Consider the following 23,974-nt stretch of genomic DNA (forward strand, 5'->3'; position numbering starts at 1 on the left):
AGAACTTGTCGTGAAGACTTCATCACCGTGATGGGTCGCGATGCAAAGGTGCCCGCAAACATGACTATTCCCGTGTCTCCCGACGCAGCCGCCGCGGCGGCGGCGACCTCTGCGGAGGATGCCCCTCTCGGAGGCTGGCAGAACCCGCGCCGAGGATTCCTGTTCTTCTTCGGCTTCGCCGCGATCGGCGCCGGCATGGCCCAGCTGGTGCCCGCCGTGCTCACCGTCTCGCTGAAGGCGACCATCATCGACCCGGCGAACGCCGGCACGATTCTCTCCATCGCCATCGGAATCGGTGCGGTGGTCGCCCTCATCGCCTTTCCGCTCTTCGGCCGGCTGAGCGACCGCATCACCTGGCGCACGGGGCGCCGCCGGCCGCTGTTCGTCATCGGTGCGGTGCTCTTCGCTATCGGAGCCGTGCTCACCAACCTGGCCGACTCGACCGGGCCGCTGGTGATCGCCAGCGTCTTCACCCAGGTCGGATTCGCCGCCACCACAGTCGGGCTCACCGCGGTCATTCCCGACCAGTTCGAGCCGCTGAAGCGTGGTCCGGCGTCGGCGATCGCGGGGTTGAGCCTGCCGATCGGCGCGGTGGTGGGGCTGTTCATCGCGCAGTTGCTCTCGCCGAACCTCACCGCGATGATCCTGGTTCCTGCGGCGGTGTCGGTCGTCGGCATCCTGCTGTTCGCGGTGATGCTCAGAGAGCGTCCGTTTCCCAAAGAACTGCGCCCCGCCTTCACGCTCGTGTCGTTCTTCAGCACGTTCTGGGTCAACCCGGTCAAGCACCCGCCGTTCGCCTGGGCGTGGTGGAGCCGCTTTCTGCTGTTCTTCGGTGTCGCCGCGGTGCAGGCCTACCAGGCGCTGTACCTGATCTTCGTGCTGCACTTCGACCCCGTGTCGGTGGCCGGCGCGGTGTTCGTCTCGACGCTGGTGCTCACGGTGATGGCGCTCATCTTCGCCGCGATCGCCAGCAAGGTCTCTGACCGCATCGGGCGCCGCAAGCCGTTCGTGATGGCAGCGTCGCTGATCTTCGCCGTCGGTCTCATTGTGGCTTCGGTGGCGACGTCGTTCCCGGTGTTCCTGGTCGCGATCGCGATCGTCGGAATCGGCCAGGGCGTCTACTTCGCCGTCGACCTCGCCCTGGTCAGCCAGATTCTGCCCGACTCGAAGAATCCGGCCAAAGACATGGGCGTGATCGGCCTGGCTAGCACCCTGCCGTCGTCGATCGTTCCCGCCATCGCGCCGGCAGTGCTGGCGATCGGCGCCACTGCGGCGATGACCCAGAACTACGCGGCTCTGTTCGTCGCCGGGGCGATCGCGGCCCTGATCGGCGCTCTGCTGATCATCCCGATTCGCGGGGTCAAGTAGCGCAGAGCGAAGAAGGGCGGGGCGCGGGCAGGGGCAGGGGCCGGCCTAGAGGTCGAGGCCGTAGCCGAGGGGGAAGAGGGGGTCGGTGGTCGCGGCCGGCACGTCGGCCAGCGCGGCGTCGACCGCCGCCTCAGACGAGGGCACCTCGATAGGCAGGCGCCCCTGGGGCGGCACGACTCCCAGCACCGCGTCGAGCCAGGCGTCGTCTGAGGTTCCCCAGTGGGCCGTGACGGCGGCCGCGGCCGCGGTGATGCGGGCGAGCATGGCCGGCCGCTCGAGGTAGACGTCGACGATGGTGGGCACCGCGGCCGCGAGCGTGAGCACGGCCTTCTCCAGCTCGGGGTCGAACGTCAGCGTGCCGGCGTGGAAGAACGCCTCGAGTGCATAGTCGTCGCGCGGGGTGAATGGAGCCGCCAGTCGTACGAGGGCGACCTCGGCCGTGGCGGCATCGTCGACGACCTCGAACCCGCGTGCCCGCAGAACCTCGGGGTCGAGCCCGGTCGCGACGACGCGGGCGCCGGGCGCGAGCCGCAGCGGCAGGATGCGTTCGTTCGTCACGGCGCCGAGCGCGCGGTTGCTCAGAACGGTGACCGAACGGGACTGCGCCGAGCGGGCATCCCGAACGAAGTCGGCGCGCCCCACGATGCTCTCGGCCGCAGCCTCGTCGACGAAGGGATCATCGAACAGCCCGAGCCTGAACTTCACGAGCAGCAGCCGCAGCACCGACTCGTCGAGCCGCGACTCGTCGATCACGCCGTCGTCGACCAGCTCGATGAGCAGCTGGGTGCAGGTCTCGCCGCCGATCTGGTCGACGCCGGCCTCGATGAGGGCAGCCACCCGTTCGCGCGGCGTCAGGTGCTCGACACCCCACGCGCGACCGATCGAGCGCCGGCCGAACATGACGCCGTCGGTGACGACAGTGAAGTCGGTCAGAACCACCCCGTCGAAGCTGAGGGCGTCGCGCAGAATCTCCTGCAGCACCACCCGGTTGAACGCGAACCCCACCTCGGGCACGGGTGTGCCCTGCCAGGTGAGCCCGACCGGCATGCCGTAGTAGGGCATGATCGCCGACGTTCCGGCCGCAATGGCCGCCCGGAACGGCTGCAGGTGGTCTTCGAAGCGGCCACCGGGGTAGACCTGCTCGCGCCCGTACACGAAGTGCGGGTCTTCGCCGTCGCGCTGCGCCCCACCGCCCGGAAAGTGCTTGGTCGTACAGGCGATGCTCTGCGGGCCGAGCTCGGGCGACCGCTGCAACCCGTCGAGGTACGCCACCACGAGCCGTGAGGCGAGCTGCGGGTCGACGCCGAGCGTGTTGTACTGCCGCGCCCAGCGCGGGTGCGTGGGCAGGTCGACCTGCGGGTGCAGGGCGGCGCGGATGCCCGTGGCAGCGTATTCCTGCCGGGCGACATCGGCGTACCGCCGTACCACCTGCTCATCACGCAGGGCCGCGAGCCCCAGCGTCTCGGGCCACATCGAGAAGCCCTGCGAGGCCATGCCCGCCCCCGGGTTCGACGAGTACGAGTTGCGCCCGTCGGTCGACACGGTGACCGGAATGCCGAGGCGGGTCTCGGCCGCGGCCTCCTGCAGCCGGTTGTTCCACACCGCACCGATGCGCGGCGAGCTGAACGCGAACGTGTAGAGGTGGGTGATGTGCCGGTCGCGGATGAAGCTGCCGGTCGCCACGTCACCGGCCGGCGTCGGGCCCTCGACGAGCTCGCCCTCCTGACCGGCGGGCACGGCGGCCTGGAACATCAGCCCGGCCTTCTCGGCCACCGTCATCCGGCCCAGCAGGTCGCGGGCCCGCTGCTCGGGGGTGAGCCGCGGGTCTTCGTACGGCTCCATGGTGCCGTTGTGGTTGAGGTCGCGGTACCGCGTGCCGTCGGCGGCGGTTGACAGGATCAGGGGCATCATCGGCCTTTCATCGTGCGGGAGACTGGACTCACCGTAACACGAGCACCGACCATGTGTTAGGTAAAAGCCTGACGCCTGTAAGATGAACCCGAGGAGGTGCCCATGCCGCTCAGCGACGACGTGACGGTTCGGCGCAGGTCGAGCATCCAGAGCACGGCCACGCAGCTGCGGCGCGCGCAGATTCTCGACGCCGCGACCGAGGCGTTCATCGCCCAGGGCTACAACGCCACCTCGCTCAGAGACGTGGCCGGCCGTGCGGGGCTGTCGCACACCGGCCTGCTGCACCACTACCCCGACAAGGCCGCACTGCTCGAGGCGGTGCTCGACGACCGGCTCGAAGGGGTGTCGACGACGGTGCCGCTCGACGCCGCCGACGGCGAGACGTTTCTGCGCGCGCTGCTCGAGCTCGCGGCGCGAGACGTACAGAACCCGGCGACGATCAGGCTCGTGTCGGTGCTCGGCGCAGAGGCGGTCAACCCCGGGCATCCGGCCCACGGGTACTTCGTCGCCTGGTATGCGCTGGTGCGGCAGCACCTCACCCGGGCGCTCGACGATCTCGACCGGCGCGGGCTCTACCGGGCGGCGATACCCACCTCGGTCGCCGCGCTGCACCTGCTCACCATGCGCGACGGGCTCAACCTGCAGTGGCTGCTGTCGCCGGGCGGGGTCGACCTCGTAGAGACGATCCGCGCCCAGTTTCGGCTCTACGTCGACGTGGAGCTGTAGGCGCCCGTCGCGGGTGGCGTCGGCTACGGGTGTGCTGGCGAGCGGATGCCCGGCTCGTGGTCGGGTCGGCGGGGGCGCTGGCGGGTGCGCTGACGAGCGGATGCCGCGGTGAACCCGCCTACGGGTGCGCCGGCGAGCGGATGCCCGCGGTGAACGTGTGCGCACTGGTGCCGGCTGCGAGCGGCACAGTGCCCTGCGGCGTCACGAGTGCCGCCTCGACGCCGAACGGAACCGTGACCTCGATCTCCACCGTGTCGCCGATCTCGACTGTGTCGCCGGTCTCCACCGTGCCGCCGGTCTCCACCGTGTCGCCGGTCTCCACCGTGCCGCCGGTCTCCACCGTGTCGCCAGTGCGGCGCCAGTGCACGGCGAGGCGGCCGAACGGCGTCGTCACGCTCGCCTCGACCTCGTCGAGCCCGCAGTCGACGTCGGGAGCGATGCGCACAGAGCGGTAGGCGACCGCGGTCTGCTCGATTCCGGCGATGCGCCGGTACAGCCAGTCGTCGACGCAGCCGAAGGCGTAGTGGTTGAGCGAGGCGGCGCGCGCGGTGCCGTCGGGGGCGATAGCGTCCCACGACTCCCAGATCGTCGTGGCGCCGTGGTCGACCTCGTACAGCCACGACGGCACCTGCGCCTGCCAGAGCACCCGGCGGGCCAGGTCGTCGTGACCCGACTCCCAGAGCGCGTCGAGCAGGTACGGCACCGAGAGAAAGCCGGTGTCGAGCCGGTCGCCGTTCGCTTCGACCAGCTCGGCGAGCCGGTCGCCGAGGCGTTGCCGTAGCTCGCCGGGCGCCATGTCGAAGGCGAGCGCGAGCGCATAGGGGCCCTGCAGGCCGCCGTCGGTCTCGGCCGCGGCAGCCGCAGGGGCCGCCGTGACCGCTGGGGTCGTGGTGGGCGCGACGGGGTCGGAGTCGGCGGGGAGGTTGTGCTGGGTCGTGTGCTCGTCGGCGGGGAGTCCGTGCGGTGAAGGGTGCTCGTCGGCGGGAAGGTCGTGCGGTGTAGGGTGCTCGTCGGCGGGGAGGCTGTGCTGGGCCGGGTGCTTCTGGGCGGGGCGGCCGTGCAGGGCCAGGCGGCCGTCCGGGGTGACGTACTCCTCGGCGAAGGCGCGGCGCACGGCGGTGGCCCGGGCGGCGAAGTCTGCGGCGTCGGCCGTTCGACCGAGTACCTGCGCCATACGCGCCGCTAGGGTGAGCGTCTGCGCCTGGAACATCGGCCCCACGATCTCGCTCGTCAGGGCGGGGGCGATGCCGATCGCCTCGTGCATCGGGCGGTCGCGCAGCGTGCTCGGCGTCAGCCAGTCGCCGAAATGGTCACCCGTGTTGAAGAGCAGCGCGTGGTTCGCCCGGCGCCCGTCGTCGACCGACGCGGCCGTGGTCTCCGGGTCGTTCGACAGGGCGGCGGTCTCCCGGCCGCCCGATGCGTCCGAGCCCGCCGGGGTCTCCGGGTCGACCCAGACCGGAACGGCCCGGGCGGCCTCGGCTCGCTGGTACTCGATCCAGCGGGTGATGGCGTCGTAGTTCTCGGCCAGTACGCGGGTGTCGCCGTACTTCTCGTAGAGGGTCCAGGGCACGAACGCGATCGCATCGCTCCAGCCCGCCGACGCCACGATGCCCCCGATGCCGGCGGCGGCGGCCGCCGCCTGCGCGTCGAACGGCGAGTAGGGCGAGAAGATCGGCACGCGCCCGTCGGGCAGCTGGTCGGCGCGCAGGTTGCGCAGCCACCGGGTGAGAAACGGCGCCACGACCATGTTGTTGGCGCTCGCGGGTGCGAAGACCTGGATGTCGCCCGTCCACCCTGCGCGCTCCCGCTGCGGGCAGTCGGTCGGCACCGAGAAGAAGTTCGCACGCTGGCTCCACACGACGTTGTCGTGCAATCGGTTCAGCCGGGCATCCGAGGTTCTGAAGGAACCCGCCGCCTCGAGGTCGCTGCCGATGACCACGGCGACGATGTCGGCAGGGTCGGGTGCCCGGTCGAGGCCGCCCACCCGCACATACCGAAACCCGTGGAACGTGAAGGTCGGTTCGTACGTCTCCGCCCCATGGATGCCCGACCCCGCCGCCACGTACACATCGGCCTGCTCTTTGTTAATGCCGGCGATGTTCGCGAACCACGACCCGTCTGGGTTCAGGGTCTCGGTGTGCTCGAGAATGACCGTCTGGCCCGCCCGCAGCCCCCGCATCGTCAGGCGCACTCGCCCGGCGATCACCTGCCCGAAGTCGACGATGTACGCCGCCCCCGTCGCCTCCGTCGCCTCCGTCGCCTCCGTCGGCACCGCGTCCGTCGCCGGCACCGTGTCCGTCGCCGGCGAGGTGCCCGCATTCGGCAAGGTGTCCGCCGCCGGCGAGGTGCCCGCTGTCGGCGTCGTCGGCGCGGACTCGGCGGGCGGCTCCGCGGTGATCGTCACCGGGGTCAGCTCGAGCAGGCGCCGCACCGGCTCGCCCGAGAACGGCACGATCGTCGCGGTGCTCTCGCCCGAGGCCTCAGCGACGCTCCAGCCCGAATCGTCGAAGCCGGGCGTGCTCCAGCCGGCCATGGCGGCCGCCGTGCCGGCGTCGAACAGCTCGCCGACGAACAGGTCGGCGTACCGCCACGGCGCCGCGTGACAGGTCACGCCCCGCCTCCCACTGCCCGAGCCGCTGCCCGCGCCGCCCCCTGAGCCACCCGTCGGTGCGCCCGACGCCACCACGTCGACACGACCGTCGGCGTACTCCAGGTGCAGCTGCCAGATGGCCGACGTGCGGTCGCCCCACTGCGCGCTCGACCCTGTGATGCCGATGCGCCCGGCCCACCAGCCGTCGGCGAGCGCGATCCCGAGCACGTTCTCGCCAGAGCCGAGCAGCCCCGTCACGTCGTAGCACTGCGCCGAGACGCGGTGCCCGTAGCTGTCGAACCCCGGAGCCAGAACCTGGTCGTCGAGCGCCGCCCCGTTCACGGCCACCGTGTAGGTGCCGTGCGCCGTCGCGAACAGCCGTGCGCGCGTGAGGCCCGGTCTGACGGCGAACGACTGCCGGAGCAGCTGCGCGGGCCGCAGCCGACCGTCGGGGGTGCTGGCCGGCCCGCGCCCGAAGATCCAGTCGGCGAGGCTCCAGCGTTCGATCTCGGTGGGATGCTGAACCGGCGCCACCCACGAGGCCGTCCAATCGGCGGGCGAGAGCAGCGCGGTCTCGAAACGTGTTTCGGCCCAGTCGCCCGGCAGAGCATCCGGAGTCGTGAGCACCCGCACGCGCGAGGCGATGGCCTCCGAGCACCTGAAGGCCGTGATAGTGCAGGTCAGCGTCGACGACCAGATCGTCACGACCCAGGCGTTCGGCGACTCGATCACGGGCGTGCCTGCGACCACCGACATGCATTTCAGAAACGGCGCCGTCGCCTTCGAGTACGTCTCCACCCTGCTGCTCGAGTACGTCGACGAGGGCAAGGTCGGCCTCGACGACACCATCGACAGGTGGATGCCCGACCTCCCTGAAGCGAACCAGGTCACCCTGCGCATGCTGGCCAACCAGACGAGCGGCTACCCCGACTACGAGAAAGACCCGGGGTGGAATGCGTCGTACAACGCCAACCCGTTCCAGGTGTTCGACTTCGATCAGCGGCTGGGATACGCCTTCGACAGTCCCATGCAGTTCGCCCCCGGAACGAACTGGAGCTACTCCCACACCAACTTCATGATCCTCGGCCAGCTGCTCTCCGAGATCGGCGGCGCTCCCCTCGACCAGCTACTGCACGACAAGGTGCTGGCGCCGATGGGCCTCACGCAGACGGTGGCCTCCAGCTCGTCGATGGTGCCCGACCCGGCGCTGCATGCGTTCACCTCCGAGCGGCGGGTGGCACTGGGCATCCCGTCGACCACGCCATTCTACGAAGAGTCGACCTACTGGAACCCGGTGTGGGGCACCCCGATGGGCGCCGCCGAGACGACCGACATCGCTGACCTGACGAAGACTGCGATCGCGGTGGGCACGGGCAAGCTGCTGTCGCAGTCGAGTTATCACGCCATGACCGACTCTTCTCTCATCGGGTTCGGTTCGGCCCAGCCGCAGTGCGCCGGGTCGTGCTTCACCCAGGTCGACGGCTACAACTACGGCCTCGGCGTGGTGCGCTCGGGGTCGTGGCAGCTGCAGAACCCGCTGCTGAGCGGGTACAGCGCCACCGCCGCCTACCTGCCCAGCCAGAAGATCGCGATCTCGGTGGCCGCCACCTTCCAACCCGAGGCGTTCGCAGAAGACGGCGCGTATCCGAACGCCAGCGACAAGCTCTTCCGCCAGATCGGGGCGTACCTGGCCCCGACCGACCGGCCTCCGTCGAAGTAGGAGCTGTGCGAGCATCCGTCGCCAGATCGGCTGCCGCCCCACGCGTGACCGAACCGCATGCCCGCGCCTCCGTCGCAGGCCAAGGCCCCGCTTCGAGGTGACACGGCTCCCCGCGCGCATCCGTCGGCGACACGGATGCCCGCCGTAGGCTGCTCGTATGAGCCCCCTCTCCCGGCGCCAGTTCTTGCTCACGGCCGGCACCTCGGTCGCCGCAGCCACCCTGCTGGCGGCCTGCTCCTCGCCCACCCCGGCCCCGTCGACGTCGACGGCCACACCCACTCCCACCCCCGTCGGCCCTCCCGTCTGGACCGACCTCTCCGCGCAGGTGCAGGGCGCCCTCCTGCTGCCGGCCGACGCCGACTACGCCACCGCGAAGCTCACCGAGAACCCGCGCTACGACGACGCCCAGCCGCTCGCCATCCTGCAGGCGAGTTCGGCCGCCGACGTGGCCGCCGGGCTCGCCTTCGCCGCGAAGTACGCACTGCCGCTGGCGATGCGCGCGGGCGGCCACAACTACGAGGGCTGGTCAGCGGGCGGGGCTGCCGGGTCGGGGGTGCCGGCATCCTTCGTCATCAGCACCGCCACTCTCACCGACATCGCGCTCAGCGCCGACCAGAGCACCGTGCAGGTCGGCGCCGGCGCCAGCCTCGCCCAGGTCTACAACGCCGTCGGCTCGGCCGGCCGGGCCATCGCCGGCGGTTCGTGCGCCACGGTCGGCGTCACCGGGCTCACGCTCGGCGGGGGAGTGGGCGTGCTCGTGCGGGCGTTCGGCCTCGCCTGCGACCAGCTCACCGGCGTTCAGATCGTCACCGCCGACGGCACGGTGCACGAGACCAGCGCCCAGACCGACGCCGACCTGTTCTGGGCCTGCCAGGGCGGGGGCGGGGGCACCCTCGGCATCGTCACCGGGCTGACGTTCACCACCCGGGCCGCGCCCGACGTGACCACCTGGTACGTCGAGTGGCCCTGGTCGGCGGCGGCCGACGTGGTGGCGGCCTGGCAGACCTGGGCGCCGTCGGCCGACAACGACCTCTGGTCGACGCTGAAACTGCTCGGCGGCGAGTCGCACCAGGGCGACCCGAGCGTCTCCGTGTCGGGAACCTGGATCGGCGGCGGCTCGCTCGACGACCAGCTCGCCCCGCTGCTGAACGGCGTCAGCGCCTCGCCCACGGCCAACCAGTCGTTCTCGCACACCTACCTCGAGGCGATGATGACCGAGGCGGGCTGCCAAAACACCCCCATCGAGCAGTGCACCACCGGCCCGGGCGGGGCACTCACCCGCGAACCGTCGTCGGGAACATCCAACATCGGCTACACCACCCTCGACTCGGCAGGCATCGCCGACCTCATTGCGCAGGTCGACGCGGCGCAGAGCGTGTCGGGCATGACCGAGGGCGGCATCTCGATGGATGCCCTGGGCGGCGTCGTGGCAACCGTCGACCCCTCGGCGACGGCGTTCGTGCACCGCACGGCACTGATGACCGTGCAGTACACGGCGACCTTCGCCGTCGGAGCAGACCCGACCCCGTTCGACGCCTACGTGCGAACGTTCCGTTCGACGATGACGAACCACTGGCAGAACTGGGCCTACGTGAACTACTGCGACGCCACGGTACCGGATGCCCCCACCGCGTACTTCGGAGCGAACCTGCCGCGCCTCACCCAGCTCAAGCAGCAGTACGACCCGAGCGGCCGCTTCACCCAGCCCCAGTCGTACTGACGCGGGTTGCGGGCCCCGCCGGGCATCCGCTCGCCGCGTCGCGCCCGTTTTGCGCAGAGGGCCGCTATCGACGCTTTTCACGTGCCGTTGCGCAAAGCGGACGACCGGCGAGACGTCAGCAGTCGGCGTTGAAGTCCTGCGGCACCGAGATCGCGGTGATGACGCCGTTCGTGGCGGTCACGACGGTACCCTCCGTGCTCGACTCGCCGCCGGGCGTGACTGACTCGAGCACCGACGTGTACGTGCCGTCGTCGCGCGTGGGCTGGCTCGACGGAACCTTCGCGATGTACGTCGACCACGTGTCGCCGACACTCGCGCCGAGGGCGGTGGTCACGTCGACCGACGTCGGTGCGGTCTTCGCGTACAACGTGAACGTCTTATCGGCCGACGCGTCGCTGCCGAGGTAGGTCAGCTGCAGCGAGCCCCAGTCGTAGGTCGTCTGGTCGGCGTTGCACTTGCCCGCCGCGAGGAAGGTCGGCTGCACGGTTCCGAGCACGGCTGTCAGGGCGTCGATCGCGGGCTGCGCTCCGTCGAAGTAACCCGCCAGGATGGTGCCCTCGGGGGCCGTCACCGAGATGCCGTCGGCGTTCAGGGTGATGGCCTTAGCGGCCACCGGGTCTTCGGTGGGGGTAGACGTCACGGTCGCCGTGGCGGTGGGCGCCGGCGCGGTCACGGTGACGGTGGCGGCCGGGGTGCCGCCCCCCGAGCATCCGGCGAGCAGAACGGCTGACAGGGCGGCGGCGGTGGCTATCACGGCCAGGCGGGGGAGTCGGGTCACGGAGTTCAGTATGGCGTGAAACCGGCCACCGGCAGTCGAGCTGCCCATCGCGACGCGCGGAACGACCTGAAAGAGGCGGTGGATGCGTACGAGACGGCGCGAGAGCGCCGGCAGGCGCCCCGGAACGGCGCAACAGCGCCCGCCGGTCGCGGCGGGGCGCCCGCGAAGTGCCTGCCTCCCGCCCCAGACGGCGAAGGTAAGCTGGCCGCGTGCTTCTCAGTGACCGCGACATCAGGGCCGAACTCGACAGCGGGCGCGTCGGGCTGACGCCGTACGAGCCCGCGATGGTGCAGCCGTCGAGCGTCGACGTGCGGCTCGACCGGTTCTTCCGGCTCTTCGACAACCACAAGTACCCGTTCATCGACCCGGCCGAAGACCAGCCCGAGCTGACCCGGCTGATCGAGGCGAAGGGCGACGACCCGTTCATCCTGCACCCCGGTGAGTTCGTACTCGGCTCGACGTTCGAGCAGGTCACCCTGCCCGACGACATCGCGGCGCGCCTCGAGGGCAAGAGTTCGCTCGGCCGGCTCGGCCTGCTGACCCACTCGACGGCCGGCTTCATCGACCCCGGTTTCTCGGGGCATGTCACGCTCGAGCTGTCGAACGTCGCCACCCTGCCCATCAAACTCTGGCCCGGAATGAAGATCGGCCAGCTCTGCTTCTTCCAGCTCTCGTCGCCGGCCGAGCATCCATATGGCTCGGCGCAGTACAGCTCGCGGTACCAGGGCCAGCGCGGGCCGACGGCGTCGCGCTCGTACCTCAACTTCCACCGCACCGACGTCTCGGTCGACGTCACCGCCGAAACCGCTGCCGCTCCCGGCGCTGCCCCCTTCGTCGCCGCGACCCCCGCCACGCCGCCGCCCTCGACCGCGGCTCCCGCCGCCCGCCCCCGCACCGCAGACCCGGCGCTCGGCGGGCACGACTGAGCCGAGCCGCAGTGCCTCCCCCCGACGACGACGCCGAGACCGCCAGCCCGAGCGCCCCGGTCTCTAACCGCGCCGCCGCCGCGCACGACGCCGGGCTCGTGGCCCCGAGCCGGCCGGTCTCTGCCCGCGGCGCCGACGACGCCGAGACCGCGGCACTGACCCGGCAGGTGTACGCCCGCGACACCCCCGCCGACGAGCGTGAGGCCGCATCCGTTCGCCTGGCCGCACGGCAGGCGTCGTCGGCCGCCGCCCGCCAGGCCGACGAGGATGCCCGGGCGGCCCACCTCGCAGTCGAACGGGCCGCACGACGGCACCGTGCCGCCCGTCGACGGTGGATCACCCTGGGCGTCACCGCCGCCCTCCTCGTCACCGCCGGAACCTTCGGCGTCGCCCTCGCCTCCGGCTCCCTCTCACCCGCCCCGGGCCCCCTCGCCGCCTGCCCGACCGCCGCCCCCAGCGCCACCGCCACCGCTACCGCCGCCGCCGCCGACGCCGCTGCCGCGTCCGCTGCGTCTGGCTCGCAATCGCCGGCCGGCGGCACGCCGACCACCGTGCCCAGCCCCACCGGATCGCAGCGCGCCGATGAGGCGGGTGGCGCCGGGGGTACCGACCCCGTCACCTCCAGCGGGGGCGGGGGTACCGACTCCGCCACCTCCAGCGGCGCCGGGGGCTCCGACCCCGCCACCTTCACCACCCCTCCCGCCGGAGCCAACCTGCCCGTCGGCGCCTACGGGTCGTACGGCTCGTACGACGCCGCCCTCAGCCAGGGCGAGGGCCCCGGCGGCGCGGGCGCGGGCATGGCCGGTGTTCCCGCGACTCCCGGCACAGCCGGCGCGGGCGGCGCAGACGACTCGGCCTCTTTCGAGCCCGGCACCGGCGGCGGTTGTCTCGACTCCACGGGTTCGGTCACCTCGAACGGCTCCGGCGCAGGCTCCTCCGATGGTTCGGGTTCGGCAACCGGCTCCGCCGCGGGCACCACCGGCACCGGCACGTCGGGCACCGCGACATCCGGCACCCCCAGCACCGCCGGCTCGAGCACCACGTACTCCAATGCCACCGGCGCGCCCTCCGACGGATCCACGAACGCAGCCGGCACCCCCACCTCCGGCGCCGCTACGACCGGAGGCGCCTCCAACGCCGACGCCACGAATCCTGCGCCCGGCGCCGATCCCGCGCCCGGCGCCGACCCCGGCCCCACCGGCCGCGGCTCGTCGAACGTCGTCGGCGTGGCGAGCAGCCCCGAGCCCGCCCTGTCGCCCACGTACATCTTCGCCAATCCCCAGACGGCCGCCGATCATCCGGGTGACGCCATGCCCGGCGACACTGTCGAGTCGAGCTATCGCCTGTTGAGCCGCGGCCAGTACACCCCCGGCTCCGCGTACGCCGCCCTCACCCCCGACGGGCGCATCTGCCTGGTCGTCTTCGGCGGAACCTCCTCGTTCGGCGAGACCTGCCGCACCATCGCCCTCACCATCAGCAACGGGCTCACGGCCAGCGTGACCACCACGACCATCCTCAACCCCCGCTCGGGCTCGAACCTGGTCGTCATGGCGCACTTCGCCGCCCAGTGGAACTCCGACGGCAGCTTCAACCTCCTCGTCACCGACCCCGCCCCCGCGGGCCCCATCTCCGGCTGACCCCGCCCCCCGGCTCACCGCGCGCCCGCCACCGGATGCCCGCCAGCCCGCCGCGATAGCCTCGAGTGGTGACCACCGCGCATCCCGCCCCCACCCGCGTCTTCGCCACCGCCCTCTTCGACATGGACGGCACCCTCATCGACTCCACCCCCGCCGTCGACCGCTCGTGGACTCGCTGGGGCGAGGAGTACGGCATGGATCCGTCGTTCCGCATCGGCATGCACGGCCGCCCCGCCCGCGACATCGTCACCTCGCTGCTGCCGCCCGACCGGGTCGACGAGGCGTTCGCCCGCGTCGAGCAGCTCGAACTCGACGACACCGACGACATCGTCGTACTCCCCGGCGCCGCCGAACTGCTGGGCAGTCTGCCTGACGCCCAGCGCGCGATCGTCACGTCGTGCACGCGCCGGCTCGCCGCCGTGCGCATCGCCGGCTCGGGCATCCCGGCCCCCGCCACCGTCGTGACCGTGGACGACACCTCTCGCGGCAAGCCCAACCCCGACCCGTTTCTCGAGGGAGCGCGCCGCCTCGACGTCGACCCGCACGACTGCGTGGTGTTCGAAGACGCCCCCGCCGGTCTCGCCGCCGCGAAGGCCGCCGGATGCTTCACCATCGCCGTAGTCTCCACTCACCAGCGCGCAGAACTCGACGCCGACATCGTGGTCGACTCCCTCGCCGACGTGCTGCTCACCCCCGCCCCCGGAGGCTTCACGGTGTCGCTCCGCTGACGCGCGGGTCAGCGCAGGGCGAGCTGCGGCAGCTGCAGGGTGAGCCAGGGGCTGAACGCCCAGGGGGTCGCCTCGATGGCGGCGAGCAGCGCGGCGGGATCGACCCACTGCGTCTCGGCCACTTCGCCGGGGTTGGGCAGCAGGGCATCCGTCACCGTCGCGGTGAACACGGGGCAGATCTCGTTCTCGACCAGACCCGAGGCGTCGACGGCGCGGTACCTGAAGTCGGGCAGCGCCAGCTCGAGCGAGTCGAGGGCGACGCCGAGCTCGGCTTCGGCGCGGCGGGCGACCGCGTCGACCATCTGCTCGCCGGGGGCCGGATGCCCGCAGAACGAATTGGTCCACACACCCGGCCACGTGCGCTTCTGCAGCGACCGCCGCGTGACGAGGATGCGCCCGGCCTCGTCGAAGACGTGGCACGAGAAGGCGAGGTGCAGAGCGGTGTCGGCGGTGTGCACGAGGGCCTTGTCGGCCACTCCGATCGGCACACCGGCCTCATCGAGCAGCACGACCTGCTCGACGTGCTCATGCTCGACGTGCTCGACCTGCTCATGCTCGAGCTGCCCGACCTGTGCCACCCCGTGCTGCGTGATCACCCGCCCGCCTCCTCTGCTGTGACTCCAGCCTAACGCCGCTGCGAAATTAGACAGCCTGCTGACGATAGCTCCCCAGCACAGCAGGTGACCTGCCCCGACGCAAGGCCTTGACGCCTTCAGCCGAACTTTCGCCCGACTGGGTTACGCTCGCAGAGTGGACCCATACGACCTCGTGGTCTCAGCAGAGCGCCGGCAGAGCCAGGTCGATGCTGTGCTCGACCGGTTCTTCGCGATCTCCACGAATCGCGCCGCCGCGGTGGGCGAGCGATACGTGACGCTGTGGCAGACGCTGGAGCGAAACACGGCCGGCGGCAAACGCTTCCGGCCGTCGATGGTGATGGGCGCCTACGAGTCGCTCGGCGGCACCGACATGGAGGCCGCCGCCCACATCGGCGCCGCCTTCGAGCTGCTGCACACCGCGCTCATCGTGCACGACGACGTCATCGACCGCGACTTCATCAGGCGCGGCGGCGTGAACGTCTCGGGCGTGTACCGCGACTTCGCGCAGACCGCCGGCATTCCCGTGCCTGCCGCAGAGCACCGCGGAATGTCGGTCGCCGTCATCGCGGGCGACCTGGCGCTGTTCAACGCGTTCCGCATGATCGACAAGGCCGGTGTCGACGACGAGATGCGCCAGCGCCTGCACGACATCTTCGACGAGGCCATGTTCGCCTCGGCCGCCGGCGAACTGTTCGACGTGGACTTCTCGCAGCTCAAGTCGATGCCCACCGTCGACGAGGTCGTCGACATGGAGCGCCTCAAGACCGCCGTGTATTCGTTCGAGGCCCCGGTCGAGGCGGGTGCGGTGCTGGCCGGCGCCGGACAGGAGGCGGTCGAGGCGCTCGCCGGCTTCGGCCGCAACATCGGCATCGCCTACCAGATCGTGGATGATCTGCTGGGCGTCTTCGGCGACGAGGCCGCCACCGGCAAGACCACCATCGGCGACCTGCGCGAAGGCAAGCGAACCGTGCTCATCGCCTACGCCTCCGGTCGCCCCGAGTGGATCGAGATCTCGCGCTGGCTCGGTCTGCCCGACCTCACCCGCGCCCAGGCGGGCGTCGTGCGGCGCGCGCTCGAGGAATGCGGGGCACGACAGTACGCCGAAGACCTGGCGCGCGCCTACGCGGCCCGGGCATCCGACCATCTGGCGTCACCGGCTCTGCCCGACACGGTGCGCGCCGAGTTCACGCCGGTGATCGACTCCGTGCTCGAGCGGGTGCGATGACGTCGCCGGCGCGTTCGCTCTACGACACGGTCGCCACCGAGACGGCGAGCATCGTCATCCACCGGTATTCGACGTCGTTCGGCCTCGCCTCCCGGCTGCTGGGCCGTGACGTGCGGCAGCACGTCGAGAACATCTACGCGCTCGTGCGCCTCGCCGACGAGGTCGTCGACGGGGTCGCCGCCTCGGCCTCACTCGACGTGGTCACCATCGAACGCATGCTCGACGCCCTCGAGCGCGAGACCCTTGACGCCATCGACGCCGGGTACAGCACCAACCTCGTCGTGCACGCGTTCGCCCTGACCGCCCGCGAGGTCTCGTTCGGAGCCGAACTCGTCGAGCCGTTCTTCGCCTCGATGCGGGCCGACCTCACCGCGGTCGAGCACACCCCCGAGAGCTTCGACCTCTACGTGTACGGCTCTGCCGAGGTGGTCGGACTGATGTGCCTCGCTGCATTCCTCGAGGGGCATACGGTGACGGATGCCCGGCGAGCCGACCTCGTCGACGGGGCCCGGCACCTCGGCGCCGCCTTCCAGAAGATCAACTTCCTGCGCGACCTGGCCGCCGATTTCGCGGGCCTCGGTCGCAGCTACTTTCCGGGTGTCGACGTGACGACGTTCAGCGAGCAGGCGAAGTCGCTCATCCTCGACGACATCGAGAACGACCTGCGCATCGCCCGCAGCGTGCTCGGCTATCTGCCCACGTCGAGCCGCCGAGCGGTCGCGCTGGCGCAGGGGCTCTTCACCGAACTCACGGCTCGACTGCGTGCGACGCCGGCCGCCGTGCTCGCGCAGACGCGCATCCGGGTGCCCAACCCCGTCAAGCTCCGCATCGCTGCTTCGGCCGCGGCGGGGCGCCTACCGAAGGAGATTCCGTGAGCCCCGACAGCCCCGAGAGCCCGCAGACTCCGGGCGGGCCCGACGACGTGCCGTTCGACGAGGCCGAGACCGTGGAGATCACCCGTCTCACCGACGGCGACGGGATGCCCGGCGTGCCGTTCGACGAGGCCGAGACGGTCGAGATCACCCGTCTCACCGAGCTGCCCGGCGTGAGTGCCGCGTTCGACGACGTCATGGCCACCGCCAGGCCGCACGCCGTCGTGATCGGCGCCGGAATCAGCGGACTCGCGGTCGCCGGCCTGCTCACCCGCGAAGGCTACCGGGTCACGCTCGTCGAGAAGCGCGAGAGCGTCGGCGGCCGGGCCGGGCTCTGGGAGAAAGACGGCTTCCGCTTCGACACCGGCCCGTCGTGGTACCTGATGCCCGAGGTGTTCGACCACTTCTACCGACTGATGGGTACCACCGCCGCCGACCAGCTCGACCTGCAGAAGCTCGACCCGGGCTACCGTGTGCTGTTCCAGGACGAGCACAACGCCGTCGACATTGCGGCGTCGCGCGACGAGAATCTCGACCTGTTCGAGTCGCTCGAACCCGGGTCGGGCGTGCGCATGGCGGGCTACCTCGATTCGGCCGCTGAGACCTATGACCTGGCCAAACGCTACTTCCTCTACTCGACCTTCGAAGACCTGCGTCCGCTGCTCACCGGGCCGGTCACCAAGCGTTCGCCGCGGCTGGTGCGCCTGTTGGTCGAGTCGCTGAACAGCTTCGCTGGGCGCACGGTGCGCGACCCGCGGCTGCTGCAGATTCTGGGCTACCCCGCCGTCTTCCTCGGATCGTCTCCATATTCCACTCCGAGCATGTACCACCTGATGAGTCACCTCGACCTCGACGACGGGGTGCTCTATCCGCAGGGCGGACTGCACCGGGTGATCGAGACCATCGAACGACTCGCCCTCGAGGCCGGGGTCGAGATCGTCACCGGGGCGAGCGTCAGCCGCATCGTCACCACCGATGACGAGGTGGAGGCGGCCGCGCATCCGGAGCCTGCGCCCGGAGCGTACGACTACGACACGCACGAGTTCGACACCAACGTCATCGACCGTGACGAGCTGCGCCGCGTGCTGGCAGGCGAGATCGACGACGACGCCGTGCGCCCCAGCGCTGGCACGCCTCACGGCAGCGCAGCCAGCACCCCCACCGGAGGCACCTCCACCGAAGGCACCCCCGGTGACGGCGACCCCGGCGATGGCGACCCCACCGTGCCTCCCGGCAGGTCAGGCGCCGCCCCGGCCCGGGTGTCGGGCATCCAGTACCTCGACGCCGCCGGAACCGCCCACTCGCTCGACGCCGACATCGTGGTGGCGGCCGCCGACCTCGAGCACGTCGAGACCACGATGCTGCTGCCCGAGCTGCAGACGTATCCGGCCTCGTACTGGAACAAGAAGACCGCCGGCCCCAGCGCCGTGCTGATCTACCTGGGTGTCTCGGGCGAACTGCCCGAACTGCTGCACCACACCCTGTTCTTCACCAAGAGCTGGAAGTCCGACTTCACGCAGATCTTCGGAAAGACCGGCATCGCGGGCCTCGGCCGGCGCGGCGCCACGTCGGTGCCGAGCCCGGCGTCGATCTACGTCTGCCGGCCGAGCGCCACAGATGCCTCGGTGGCGCCCGAAGGCTCGGAGAACCTGTTCGTGCTGGTGCCGATCCCCGCCGATCCGTCGATCGGGCACGGCGGCGAAGACGGCGCCGGCTCGCCGCAGGTCGAGGCGATCGCCGATGAGGCGATCGCGCAGATCGCGTCGTGGGCGGGCATCCCCGACCTCGTCTCGCGCATCACGGTTCGCCGCACCGTCGGCCCTGCCGATTTCGCCGACGACCTCAACGCCTGGAACGGCACCGCCCTCGGCCCGGCGCACACCCTCGGGCAGAGCGCGTTCTTTCGCGCCGGCAACGTGAGCAAGAAGGTGAAGGGGCTGTACTACGCGGGCGGGTCGACCATTCCCGGCATCGGATTGCCGATGTGCCTGATCAGCGCCGAGCTCGTCATCAAGCGCCTGCGCGGCGACACCTCCACCACGGCCCTCCCCGAGCCGCCGCTCACCGTGCGCGAGGCCACCGCCGCACCCGAGCCGGCCCCGGCGCCCACCCCCGACTCCGCCTGATGGGCCTGCTCTACCTGCTCGGGCTCGCCGTCGCGCTCACCGGAATGGTGCTGCTCGACCGGCGGTTCCGCCTCTTCTTCTGGGCCGATGCACGCCGCGCCGCCATCGTGCTCGTCGTCGGCGTGCTCTTCTTCCTCGCCTGGGATCTCGCCGGCATCGGCCTCGGCATCTTCTTCCGCGGCGAGACCAGCTTCATGACCGGTATCGTCGTGGCCCGCGAGCTGCCGCTCGAAGAACTCTTCTTTCTCACCCTGCTCTGCTACCTCACCATGAACCTCTTCTCGGCGGCGAACCGGATGCTCGGCCGCACCGCCGCGCAGGGCCGCCGCACCCCGGGGGGCCGCCCGTGACCTACTGGGGTCTGAACGCCTTCTTCCTGGCGGCCGCCGTGCTGCTCGCGATCGTCGCGCGCATCGTTCGCCGCCGACCGCGGCTGCTGCCGCTCGTCGTCACCGCGGGCATCCTGCTCGTCGTCACGGCCGTCTTCGACAACGTGATGATCTCGATCGGCCTCGTCGGCTACGACCGTGCCCTCATCTCGGGCGCCTTCATCGGCGTGGCCCCCCTCGAAGATTTCGCCTACGCCGTCGGTGCCGTGCTGCTGCTGCCCGCCCTCTGGGCCCTGCTGCCGAACTTCTCAGGACATTCGGGTGCCCGTGTGGATGATCCACGAGACTCCCGCAATGTTCTGAACGATGCGCGACCGGAGGGGGAGTCACGGTGAACACTCTGCGCCAGGTGCTGCTCTCGTCGCGGCCGCTCTCGTGGATCAACACGGCCTTCCCGTTCGCGGCGGGCTACCTGCTCACCACCCGCGACGTCGACCTGACTTTCGTGCTCGGCACCCTGTACTTCCTGATTCCCTACAACCTGGCCATGTACGGCATCAACGACGTGTTCGACTACGAGTCCGACCTGCGCAACCCGCGCAAGGGCGGCGTCGAGGGCGCCGTGCTCAGCCGCGCGCTGCATCGGCCGACGCTCATCGCGGCGGCGGCCACGAACATCCCGTTCCTGGTGTACCTCGTCATCGTCGGCTCGCCGCTGTCGTGGCTGGTGCTCGCCGTCAGTGTGTTCGCGGTCATCGCCTACAGCGCCCCGCGTCTGCGTTTCAAAGAGCGCCCGTTCGTCGACTCGCTCACGTCGAGCACGCACTTCGTGAGCCCCGCGGTCTATGGCCTGGTGCTCGCCGGCGCCGTCTTCACTCCGCAACTGTGGGCACTGCTCGTCGCCTACTTCCTCTGGGGAATCGCCAGCCACGCCTTCGGTGCTGTGCAAGACATCGTGCCCGACCGCGAGGGCGGCATCGCGTCGATCGCCACGGTCATCGGCGGCCGGCAGACCGTTCGGTTCGCGTTCGCGGCGTACGTGCTGGCCGCAATCCTCATGCTGTTCACGGCGTGGCCCGGCCCGATCGCCGGCCTGCTGGCACTGCCGTACGCCATCAGTGTGCTGCCGTTCTGGTCGGTCAGCGACGCGGATGCCGAACGAGCCAACCTCGGCTGGCGCCGTTTTCTCTGGCTGAACTTCTTCACCGGGTTCATCGTGACGCTGCTGCTCATCTGGTACTGGGCCCTGACCGCCGCGCTGGTTGAGTAGGCGCGCAGCGCCGTATCGAAACCTCACGCGGGTTTCGATACGCTCCTGCGGAGCTACTCAACCAGCCTCGACCTGCGTCGCCTTCGCCGAGACTGGGATGAGCACCGCGAGCCCGATGGCGATGACGAGCACGATGCCCAGGATGCCCCAGTACTGCGCGCCGCCGATGGAGACGAAGATGGCGAACGCCGTCGGTGCCAGGAACGTCGCGGCTTTGCCCGTGGTGGCGTAGAGGCCGAAGATCTCGCCCTCGCGGCCCGCCGGAATCATGCGCGCGAGGAACGACCGGCTGGCCGACTGCGCCGGGCCGACGAACAGGCAGAGGGCGAGCCCGAACGTCCAGAACGCGATCTGGCCCGAATTGTGCAGGAAGAACACCGCGAGGCCGCAGACGACGAGACCGATCAGCGCCGCCACGATCACCGGTTTCGGCCCGAGCCTGTCGTCGAGGCGCCCGACCAGTACGGTCGAGAGCCCGGCGGTCACGTTGGCGGCGATCGCGAAGATGATGACCTCCGAGGGCGAGAAACCGAAGGTTCCGGCCGCGAGGATGCCGCCGAACGTGAACACGCCGGTCAGGCCGTCGCGGAAGACCGCGCTGGCGATCAGAAAGTAGAGCGTCTGGCGGCTCGTGCGCCAGAGCCGGGCGATGTCGCGGCCGAGGCGGGCGTACGAGGCGAAGAAGCTGACCCTGTCGCGCCGGGCGGCCGCGGGGGCGTGGTACTCGGGCACGGCGAGCAGCACCGGCAGGGCGAAGACGCCGAACCAGATGGCCGCGATCAGCATCGACACCCGAACAGAGAGGCCGTCGGCGCTCGTCACACCGAACAGCCCCACGTCGGGGTGGATGAAGCCGAAGTACACGATGAGCAGCAGCACGATGCCGCCGAAGTAGCCCATCGACCAGCCGAACCCGCTCACGTTGCCGATGGTGCGGCGGGTCGACACGCTCGAGAGCATGGCGTTGTAGTTGACCGTCGCGAACTCGAAGAACACGGTGCCCACGGCGAGCAGAGCGAGGCCGAGCCAGAGGTAGTCGGGTGTCGCCTGCACGAAGAACATCAGCGCCAGAATGACGACGACGATGTACGTGTTGACCGCGAGCCACAGCTTGCGCCGGCCCGAGACGTCAGAGCGCTGGCCGGTGATCGGCGCGAGCAGCGCGACCAGCAGGCCGGCGACACCCAGAGTCCAGCCGAGCTGTGCCGACACGAATGTCTCGTCGCCGAACGGATGGCTGGTGCTGTTGCCGGTGAGATAGACCGTGAAGACGAACGTGGTCGCCACCGCGTTGAACGCCGATCCGCCCCAGTCCCACAGGCCCCACGCGAGAACGCGCGAGCGCGGAATGGTCGCCGCGGGCCCTGCGGCGCTCGCCTGAGTTGCAGTCATGAGCACACAGTACAGTTCGACGGTAAACCGACGGTGTATTTAAAGTTGAGTCAAGTTAGCTCAAGTTTTTCGTCGAAGAGCTTGACAGGGAGGGACGCTCCGGTAAACTTGAGCGTAGAAGACTCAAGTATGCATCACATGGGTCTGCATCATCTTAAGCCGGCCGCAAGGCCAAGAAGGAGTAAAGCACATGGCTCGTGCCGTAGGAATCGACCTCGGAACCACCAACTCAGTTGTGTCCGTGCTCGAAGGTGGAGAACCCACCGTCATCGCCAATGCGGAGGGTTTCCGTACCACGCCGTCGGTCGTCGCATTCACCAAAGACGGCGAGGTGCTCGTCGGTGAGACCGCGAAGCGCCAGGCCGTCACCAACGTCGACCGCACCATCGCGAGTGTCAAGCGTCACATCGGTACCGACTGGACTGTCGCCGTCGACGACAAGAAGTACACCCCGCAGGAGATCTCGGCCCGCATTCTCGCGAAGCTGAAGCGTGACGCCGAGTCGTATCTCGGCGACAAGGTCACCGACGCGGTCATCACCGTTCCCGCGTACTTCAACGACGCCGAGCGCCAGGCCACCAAGGAGGCCGGTGAGATCGCGGGCCTCAACGTGCTGCGCATCATCAACGAGCCGACCGCTGCGGCGCTCGCGTACGGCCTCGACAAGGGTAAGGAAGACGAGCTCATCCTGGTCTTCGACCTCGGTGGCGGTACCTTCGACGTGTCTTTGCTCGAAGTGGGCAAAGACGACGACTTCAGCACCATCCAGGTGCGTTCGACCGCCGGTGACAACCGCCTCGGCGGCGACGACTGGGACCAGCGCATCGTCGACTACCTGGTCAAGCGCTTCAAGGACTCGACCGGTGTCGACGTCTCGAACGACAAGATCGCCAAGCAGCGCCTGAAGGAAGCGGCTGAGCAGGCCAAGAAGGAACTGTCGGGCTCGCTCTCGACGACCATCCAGCTGCCCTACCTCTCGCTGACCGAGAGCGGCCCTGCCAACCTCGATGAGACCCTCAGCCGCGCGAAGTTCGAAGAGCTGACGCAAGACCTGCTGGCCCGCACCGAGAAGCCGTTCCATGACGTCATCAAGGAGGCCGGTGTCTCGGTCGCCGACATCTCGCACGTGGTTCTCGTCGGTGGCTCGACCCGGATGCCCGCCGTCGTGTCGCTCGTCAAGAAGCTGACCGGTGGTCGCGAGCCCAACAAGGGCGTCAACCCCGACGAGGTCGTGGCCGTCGGTGCCGCACTGCAGGCCGGCGTGCTGAAGGGCGAGCGCAAAGACGTTCTGCTCATCGACGTCACTCCGCTGTCGCTCGGCATCGAGACCAAGGGTGGCATCATGACCAAACTCATCGAGCGCAACACGGCCATTCCCACCAAGCGCAGCGAGACCTTCACGACCGCAGACGACAACCAGCCGTCGGTGGCCATCCAGGTCTTCCAGGGCGAGCGTGAGTTCACCCGCGACAACAAGAACCTCGGTACGTTCGAGCTGACCGGTATCGCACCGGCTCCGCGCGGCATCCCGCAGGTCGAGGTCACCTTCGACATCGACGCCAACGGCATCGTGCACGTGTCTGCCAAAGACAAGGGCACCGGCAAAGAGCAGTCGATGACGATCACCGGCGGCTCGTCGCTGGCGAAAGAAGACATCGAGCGCATGGTTCGCGAGGCTGAAGAGCACGCGGCCGAAGACAAGAAGCGCCGCGAGGCTGCGGAGACCCGCAACACCAGCGAGCAGCTCGCCTACTCGATCGACAAGCTGATCAAAGACAACGAAGACAAGCTGCCCGACGACGTCAAGACTGAGGTTCAGGCCGATGTGGATGCTCTGAAGAGCGCCCTCGCCGGTGACGACGACGAGGCGGTCAAGACCGCGTTCGACAAGCTCAACGAGAGCCAGTCGAAGCTCGGCCAGGCCATCTACGCCAACTCGCAGGCCGACGAGGCCGCGGCGGCATCCGGTTCTGAGGCGCCCTCTGAAGAGGCTCCCTCTGACGAGGATATTGTTGACGCAGAGGTTGTCGACGACGACGAAACGAAAGAGCAGAAGTAAC

18 protein-coding genes and 1 pseudogene are annotated in these 23,974 nt (G+C 69.8%); 14 read left to right on the top strand and 5 right to left on the bottom strand.

Annotated elements, in window-relative coordinates; all coding sequences use genetic code 11:
- Positions 1-60 precede the first annotated feature (60 nt).
- Positions 61-1,368 carry an MFS transporter gene (locus V3W46_RS17505; protein WP_331784425.1) on the top strand — a complete coding sequence of 436 codons (1,308 nt, stop codon included), beginning with the start codon at positions 61-63 and terminating at the stop codon, positions 1,366-1,368.
- Positions 1,369-1,413: 45 nt separating this feature from the next.
- Here the strand turns inward: V3W46_RS17505 and V3W46_RS17510 are convergent, their stop codons facing one another.
- Complete coding sequence (locus V3W46_RS17510; RefSeq protein WP_331784426.1) at positions 1,414-3,279, bottom strand: glycoside hydrolase family 3 protein; 1,866 nt, start codon at positions 3,277-3,279, stop codon at positions 1,414-1,416.
- Between the two features lie 102 nt (positions 3,280-3,381).
- Between V3W46_RS17510 and V3W46_RS17515 the strand changes: the two genes are divergently transcribed.
- Positions 3,382-4,005: a TetR/AcrR family transcriptional regulator gene (locus tag V3W46_RS17515; protein WP_331784427.1), complete on the top strand. Its 624-nt coding sequence runs from the start codon at positions 3,382-3,384 to the stop codon at positions 4,003-4,005.
- Between the two features lie 118 nt (positions 4,006-4,123).
- On the opposite strand, the gene V3W46_RS17520 is transcribed toward V3W46_RS17515, so the two are convergent.
- Positions 4,124-7,228: a family 78 glycoside hydrolase catalytic domain gene (locus V3W46_RS17520; RefSeq protein WP_331784428.1), complete on the bottom strand. Its 3,105-nt coding sequence runs from the start codon at positions 7,226-7,228 to the stop codon at positions 4,124-4,126.
- Here V3W46_RS17520 and V3W46_RS17525 point away from each other — a divergent pair.
- Positions 7,215-8,315, top strand: coding sequence for a serine hydrolase domain-containing protein (locus V3W46_RS17525; RefSeq protein WP_331784429.1), 1,101 nt, complete (start codon positions 7,215-7,217; stop codon positions 8,313-8,315). The two genes, V3W46_RS17520 and V3W46_RS17525, sit on opposite strands and share 14 nt — an antisense overlap.
- A gap of 157 nt (positions 8,316-8,472) precedes the next feature.
- A complete protein-coding gene (locus V3W46_RS17530; RefSeq protein ID WP_331784430.1) occupies positions 8,473-10,035 on the top strand; it encodes an FAD-dependent oxidoreductase in 1,563 nt (520 codons plus the stop codon).
- Between the two features lie 115 nt (positions 10,036-10,150).
- Here V3W46_RS17530 and V3W46_RS17535 read toward each other — a convergent pair whose 3' ends face one another.
- The gene (locus tag V3W46_RS17535; protein WP_331784431.1) at positions 10,151-10,813 is read right to left on the bottom strand and encodes a hypothetical protein; all 663 of its coding nucleotides are present in this window, start codon (positions 10,811-10,813) and stop codon (positions 10,151-10,153) included.
- Between the two features lie 209 nt (positions 10,814-11,022).
- Here V3W46_RS17535 and dcd point away from each other — a divergent pair.
- From dcd to V3W46_RS17550, 3 genes and pseudogenes are all read left to right on the top strand, one after another.
- Positions 11,023-11,598, top strand: a pseudogene (gene dcd / locus V3W46_RS17540) (dCTP deaminase); the annotation flags it as partial.
- Between the two features lie 152 nt (positions 11,599-11,750).
- Complete coding sequence (locus V3W46_RS17545; RefSeq protein ID WP_331784432.1) at positions 11,751-13,376, top strand: hypothetical protein; 1,626 nt, start codon at positions 11,751-11,753, stop codon at positions 13,374-13,376.
- A 68-nt stretch (positions 13,377-13,444) separates the two neighbouring features.
- On the top strand, positions 13,445-14,104 hold the full coding sequence (locus tag V3W46_RS17550) for an HAD-IA family hydrolase (protein ID WP_331784433.1): 660 nt from the start codon (positions 13,445-13,447) through the stop codon (positions 14,102-14,104).
- 8 nt (positions 14,105-14,112) lie between these two features.
- Here V3W46_RS17550 and idi read toward each other — a convergent pair whose 3' ends face one another.
- The gene (idi, locus tag V3W46_RS17555; protein ID WP_331784449.1) at positions 14,113-14,682 is read right to left on the bottom strand and encodes an isopentenyl-diphosphate Delta-isomerase; all 570 of its coding nucleotides are present in this window, start codon (positions 14,680-14,682) and stop codon (positions 14,113-14,115) included.
- A gap of 172 nt (positions 14,683-14,854) precedes the next feature.
- Here idi and V3W46_RS17560 point away from each other — a divergent pair, with 172 nt between their 5' ends.
- The 6 genes from V3W46_RS17560 (at position 14,855) to V3W46_RS17585 (ending at position 20,522) form a co-directional block, all read left to right on the top strand.
- Positions 14,855-15,925 (top strand): polyprenyl synthetase family protein, encoded by a 1,071-nt coding sequence (locus V3W46_RS17560; RefSeq protein ID WP_331784434.1) that lies wholly within the window; start codon positions 14,855-14,857, stop codon positions 15,923-15,925.
- Positions 15,922-16,800 carry a phytoene/squalene synthase family protein gene (locus V3W46_RS17565; RefSeq protein WP_331784435.1) on the top strand — a complete coding sequence of 293 codons (879 nt, stop codon included), beginning with the start codon at positions 15,922-15,924 and terminating at the stop codon, positions 16,798-16,800. Before V3W46_RS17560 ends, V3W46_RS17565 begins: the two co-directional genes overlap by 4 nt.
- A 194-nt stretch (positions 16,801-16,994) precedes the next feature.
- Positions 16,995-18,923, top strand: a complete 1,929-nt coding sequence (gene crtI / locus V3W46_RS17570; RefSeq protein WP_331784450.1) for a phytoene desaturase family protein — start codon at positions 16,995-16,997, stop codon at positions 18,921-18,923.
- Complete coding sequence (locus V3W46_RS17575) at positions 18,923-19,273, top strand: lycopene cyclase domain-containing protein (protein WP_331784436.1); 351 nt, start codon at positions 18,923-18,925, stop codon at positions 19,271-19,273. The genes crtI and V3W46_RS17575 overlap by 1 nt, the downstream gene beginning before the upstream one ends.
- Positions 19,270-19,647 carry a lycopene cyclase domain-containing protein gene (locus V3W46_RS17580; protein ID WP_331784437.1) on the top strand — a complete coding sequence of 126 codons (378 nt, stop codon included), beginning with the start codon at positions 19,270-19,272 and terminating at the stop codon, positions 19,645-19,647. Before V3W46_RS17575 ends, V3W46_RS17580 begins: the two co-directional genes overlap by 4 nt.
- Positions 19,644-20,522: a prenyltransferase gene (locus V3W46_RS17585; RefSeq protein WP_331784438.1), complete on the top strand. Its 879-nt coding sequence runs from the start codon at positions 19,644-19,646 to the stop codon at positions 20,520-20,522. The genes V3W46_RS17580 and V3W46_RS17585 overlap by 4 nt, the downstream gene beginning before the upstream one ends.
- Before the next feature lie 57 nt (positions 20,523-20,579).
- Here the strand turns inward: V3W46_RS17585 and V3W46_RS17590 are convergent, their stop codons facing one another.
- The gene (locus tag V3W46_RS17590) at positions 20,580-21,914 is read right to left on the bottom strand and encodes an MFS transporter (RefSeq protein WP_331784439.1); all 1,335 of its coding nucleotides are present in this window, start codon (positions 21,912-21,914) and stop codon (positions 20,580-20,582) included.
- 190 nt (positions 21,915-22,104) lie between these two features.
- Here V3W46_RS17590 and dnaK point away from each other — a divergent pair, with 190 nt between their 5' ends.
- Positions 22,105-23,973 carry a molecular chaperone DnaK gene (dnaK, locus tag V3W46_RS17595; RefSeq protein WP_331784440.1) on the top strand — a complete coding sequence of 623 codons (1,869 nt, stop codon included), beginning with the start codon at positions 22,105-22,107 and terminating at the stop codon, positions 23,971-23,973.
- Position 23,974: the final 1 nt, after the last annotated feature.

Source organism: Subtercola sp. YIM 133946, from assembly GCF_036553535.1.
GTDB lineage: Bacteria > Actinomycetota > Actinomycetes > Actinomycetales > Microbacteriaceae > Subtercola.